Source organism: Gluconacetobacter sp. (assembly GCF_047721585.1).
Taxonomy (GTDB): Bacteria; Pseudomonadota; Alphaproteobacteria; order Acetobacterales; family Acetobacteraceae; genus Gluconacetobacter; species Gluconacetobacter dulcium.
Map to the genome: position 1 here is coordinate 17000 of NZ_JBDNXE010000002.1, position 5055 is coordinate 22054.

General features: G+C 64.1%; 5 protein-coding genes. All 5 read right to left on the bottom strand.

Annotation, left to right across the window (positions count from 1 at the left end):
- Window positions 1-750: 750 nt before the first annotated feature.
- On the bottom strand, window positions 751-876 hold the full coding sequence (locus tag ABF821_RS00645; protein WP_259657216.1) for a hypothetical protein: 126 nt from the start codon (window positions 874-876) through the stop codon (window positions 751-753).
- A gap of 330 nt (window positions 877-1206) precedes the next feature.
- Entirely contained in the window at window positions 1207-1896 is a 690-nt protein-coding gene (locus ABF821_RS00650) for a hypothetical protein (protein ID WP_415528693.1), read from the bottom strand.
- 569 nt (window positions 1897-2465) lie between these two features.
- Window positions 2466-2960 (bottom strand): hypothetical protein, encoded by a 495-nt coding sequence (locus tag ABF821_RS00655; RefSeq protein ID WP_415528694.1) that lies wholly within the window; start codon window positions 2958-2960, stop codon window positions 2466-2468.
- A gap of 265 nt (window positions 2961-3225) precedes the next feature.
- Window positions 3226-3828 carry a vWA domain-containing protein gene (locus tag ABF821_RS00660; RefSeq protein ID WP_415528695.1) on the bottom strand — a complete coding sequence of 201 codons (603 nt, stop codon included), beginning with the start codon at window positions 3826-3828 and terminating at the stop codon, window positions 3226-3228.
- A complete protein-coding gene (locus ABF821_RS00665) occupies window positions 3828-4622 on the bottom strand; it encodes a hypothetical protein (RefSeq protein WP_415528696.1) in 795 nt (264 codons plus the stop codon). Before ABF821_RS00665 ends, ABF821_RS00660 begins: the two co-directional genes overlap by 1 nt.
- Between the last annotated feature and the right edge of the window lie 433 nt (window positions 4623-5055).

A 5055-nucleotide genomic window follows, 5' to 3' on the forward strand; every position in this document is an offset into this window, starting at 1 on the left:
TCCACCGGCCGCGATCGACCGCCAAGAGTCTGGATCGCGGCCGGTGGATATGTGGCAAACGGGGGCAACGTGCCCCGCGGGAAGAGCGGTGCCCCGATCGAGCGTACGACCCGTCTTCAATTGAGGGGCGGCGCATGAAAGAGCGACCGACGGCCGCCTTTCAGCGAATAGCGCTGGTGGTGTTGCTATCGCAGCGTCTCGCGTAACTGGGAAAGCCGGTTGGCAATTGGCCCCAAAGCGAGGGCGAAGAGTCCGACTGCCAGGCAGAACGGCAAGGCGACAAGCACGATCGCGCGCAAAAAACCGTCCATGTGTCAGTCCTCTTTCGGGAGTCGTCCGGGATATAGGCGAGCAGAGCGAGAAAAACCAATTGGGCGATAGCCGCGACGGATGCCGCCGCCAAAGCCTTTCAGACCGGTGAGGGCGCCGCGCGCGGCGAGTTCCGGACTGGGCTTCATCCGGGAGATGAAGGGCGGTTGACTGTGGCCGGCTCCGCCGACCGGAGCGTTGTCCCCGTTTTCCAGCCCGCAGGGCCGGAGGCGTCCCGCAGGGACGCCGGAGCATATCCACCGGCCGCGATCGACCGCCAAGAGTCTGGATCGCGGCCGGTGGATATGTGGTAAACGGGGGCAACGCGGCCCGTGGAAAGAACGCTTTCGCGGTCGAGCGTACGACGGATCGTTAATTGAAGGTCAGAAAATAAAAAGGGCGGCCGTCGGCCGCCCTTCGTATTGGACTTGTCTTGCGCTGCTATCGCAGCGCCTTGCGATACTTCGCAAGGCGATCCGCAAGAGGGCCGATTGCGAGACCGAGACAAACCGTCAGCACGGCTGCCGGAATGAGGATATAAAGGAATCCCTGAGTCATGGTGTCCATGGTCTAGCCTCCCTTACTCGCATCATCATATGGGACGTAGGCGAGCAGTGTCAAAGATGCGAGTTCGAACGCGACCCCGAGCACAAGGGCCACCACGACCTTGCGGGGGGTGATGGTACCGGCTCCTGCGATAAGGGGAGAGACGAGACCAAGGCCCCATGTGCTGAGAGCGATTGTCTGGAGCACCCCAGCAAGAGCCTTGAACCGGTCTTCCTTGTGCTTCGGCACTTGGGGCGGCGGCAGAAGTGAGCGCAAGATGCGGCGCAGAAGTGGTCGCAAGGAAATCTCCATGACGGATGCCGGGCCGCGGTGGGCGGCCCGGCGTGGTGGTCAGAAGCCGAGGGCGTCGGCCTGAGCGGCGGCCACTTTCTGGTCGAGGGTGCGACCATCGTCGCGCTGGTAGGGTTTCCACTCCGCGCCCATGATTTCGGCGTATGCGGCGCAAGCGCCGGCGGCCAGCGCGGCCAGCGCGTAGGCTTTGGCGCCGTTCTCGGCGGCGATGCGCCGGAGCCCGGCAACGCGGTTGTCGCCGCCATCCACGCCCATGCGGTCTTCATCGCGGTGCTGGTTGGCCCAGCTATCGGCGGCGTCCTTGGCGATCATGCGGCGGTTTTCGTAGAAATTGGCGGCGCCGTAGGCCGAGCGGATCAAACCGTCCACGACGCGATCGAGATGGAGCTTGAGGCCCTGATAATTCGCCTCCCCCCGGATGGTGGAAACCAGCACGGGCGACAGGAGCGCATACTGGTCCCGGATCAGGTTCGAGCCCGCGCCGGTCAGCTCGTCCACGTCACCGCTCTCCACGCCGAACGCATTGACGATCTTGGTCATCTGGTCGTCATTGGGCACGAGGCGCAGGATATCGGCCAGCGTCGGCGCGGACAGGGCCTGCGTGCGCTGGCGGGCGGCGGCGGCCTTGCGGGCCTGCGGCGCGACCTTGCGCGTGCCCTTCTTCTCTTGCGCGGCGGTCATGGCTTGGTTCATAGCGTTGGCTACGTCGGACATGAAATCATCCTTCATTCTGGCGAAGTCCCGGTCGGGAAGGGGAAGTTCCCGGCCGGGGCGCTCGGAGGGCCAATCCCTCTCGACAAGAAAAGAATAGCTGCATTCCGGCCGAATGAATATAAGTATTATTGCATATCAAACCGTTAAGCCATGTACTGCGCTCATGCCATTATAAATAATAATCGGCCACCAAGATTATATCATTGACGGATACATGGCCTTTCAGGCTTCTATGCTTCTTGAGCAGGCAGTATAGCGCTGCACAATACGCTCGCAGCGTGGATGCGGCGTAGCACGCCGCAGCCGTAGGCCGCGCGAAGCGCGTCCACGCCGGACATGGCTCTGCCGAACAGCGGTTTATTGCTCACGGGCGGCTTCGAGGAGCCGTCTTCCTCCCCTCGCCGCCCATTACTTCGGCGGCATGCTTGCCACGCGGCGCCGCCCACGCAGCGCGTTAGCGGGATCCGCCGAATGGCCGAGACCCCGCAGGGGGCTCGGGGCGGAGCCCGGGTCACGCGACCCGGAGCGCAGCGCAGGGGAACGCCCGATCGCCGGCCAGCCGATGACGGGGCCGGGTGGGCAGATCAGAGGGTGAGGGCCCAGGCGACAGCGCGCTCGAGGTCACCGAACGCCTTGGCGTTTTCGGCGTCTGCGAGTGCGATGAACGGCGTGAGGGCGACGACGAGCCAGGGTGTCTGGCGTGGGTGTGCGGGAGGGGGAGCGCGCCAGATGCCGGCGGAGTGGAGTGCCGGCTCGAGGGCGTTATAGCCCTGGATGATCTGCTTCCAGGCTGCGGGTGCCATACTTTCCTCCCAGCACGCGACAGCGAGGACGGCAGGCAGGGGGCTGCGCCCTGGCTGGTCGGAAATCTGGAAGAAGGCCGCACCATTGACCGGCGCGGATCGGTCCTGGTTGAGGGGACGCATGAAGTCGAGATACCAGCCGGGGATACCTGGTATCGCTCCCCCGTCCGCGTCGACGATCGGGAGGAGGGCGTCGACGACGGCCTGGTCGACATCCGCGCGGGATGTGCGGGTGAGATGGCCGGTGTTGAGCGTAAGATGGGTGAGTTTCGTCACTTTTGGTCACCTCGCTTCGTGGCCTGCTCTTGGGCCCATGCGGAGACTAGATCGTAGAGTTCCGTGGTGGTGATAACCGCGGCAGGGCCTGCTTGCCGGCCGAGAGCACGGAGCCGGTCGGCGGTCATGGCATGGCCGCGTGAGAGGAGCAGACGTTCGACGTCGGCGGGCTGAAGGCCCGCCCCGATGCAGAATGCGAGATATGTCCTGCGCAGGAGATGCCTGTTTGCGTGCTCCGCACCTGGGCGGCGGTTGGGGTGATTCGTCAAATTCCGGCAGGCCCGGCGAGGCGTTTGAGGGTGTTGGCGAGCCTCTGGGGTTCGCGTGCCATATCGTGAGCAGAGGCGGCGCCGCCGCCCCGCGCGAGGCGCTGCATGAATCGCAGAGCTTCGCCATCGTGATCGGGTCCACAGTAGATCACGTCGATGCGCACATATCCGAGCCGATCGGCCGCCCGCAGGGCGGCGGCGGGGTCGTCGGGTCTTCCGTCACTGACGACGACCAGCCGGCGCGGCCGCATGGCCTCGACATGGCGAAGCGCGAGATGCAGTGCCGTACTGCCTGCCGGCGGGGGGAGGTGCCCTCCTGCTGGCAGGTCCTTGGCGTAACTCCCGAAAGCGACGACGTGGGCCCCGTCTCTGACGGCCGGAGCTATGGCATCCTCCAGAATGTCGCATTTCCGACGCGCGCCGGCATAATCCGCCATTGACGACGAAACGTCGGCGAGGATTACGGTAAATCCGCCATTTTGGCGCTGGGCGCCGGCGGCTGCGGTCGCGCCAGTCTCGGTCGGGAGACTGGCCGCGGCACGGGCCACCAGGGCGGCGAGAGGGGACGCCAACGCGCCCCTGCCCTTTGGATTATCCATCACTTTGGCTCCGGGTGTTCAGCGTCCCACGCTTCCAGCCTGGCGCGCGCCCGCTCGGTCGCGACGTCCATATCCTGCTTGAGGCGATTGTAATCCGGGTCCGTTGTCCCGAGGTCGTTGACGGTCGGATACGGGCCCCAGATACGCCGGCCGCGCTGCGCTGCAAGCGCAGCGATTTCAGCCCGCACGGATTCCAGTTCCTCGCCCCAGATACGCTCCCGCTCGGCATTGCGATCCGCGTCGTAACGAGCCCGGACAGCAAGTTTCTCCAAATGTTCGGTGAGTTCAACCGGCTCTGGGGGTGTAGCGTAATCTGTCTGTGCGGCCCGGTCGCACTCGATGGTGACGCCCGTGGGAAAGCGCGCGAATGCGCTTTTGGCGACAATCGTGACGATAGTGTTGTCAGCCGTCTTTTTGTTGCTGCCATTGACCAGGGACAGCGAGCCGGGCGGGAATTTTTCGCCACCAGTGACATAGTAACAATATTTCATGGCGTCGCGCCCACGCCGGTCGGTGCCAGCGTGCTCGAGATAAACCCGGGTTTCGTCCCGATCGCGTGCATTCCAGACGTTGAGTTTCCAGCCCTCGCCGAGATGGTCGACCACCATCTTTCCGAGCCATTTTTTGATCGACCAGGTCATGTCCTGGCTTTGTGTGGCCTGGGCCACAACGTCCATCATCGCTCGCTTGGCGGCGTCGAGGACAGACGGATTTCGCTGGGCCATCTCGGTCGAAATGGCGCGCACCAGCTCGACGAGCTGGTCATCGGTCAGCGTGCTGAGTCCGAGGTCCATATGGTAGGTTCCTGCCCCCGATGAACGGCGAGGCGCCCGTTTCGCATACATTCGCTGCGAATGTGGTAATCGTAGTACAGAAATCGAATCATCGTCAATATTAACGCGCGAAAATCTCAGATATAATTTATATTTATTGCAGATTTGGATCCTGCTATCCACCGTCGTTACTTCTGGCCAAGACGCTCCGCGCATCACCTGTCTGGACGGAACACGTATACGGCCTAACCGTGGGCGGGGGCGCGCCAGACACGGTGTCGCACCACCCGGAGCGCAGCGCAGGGGATCGACCGATCGCCGGCGTGCCAATGACGTGGCCCGGGATGCCTGGCGTAGCGCCACACTGACGTGGTTGACGGGCGGGCGGGGCCGGGACCCCGCCCGGGACCCCCGCCACGACCCCCAAGACAATATCGCAGGGCGCCGGGCCAAA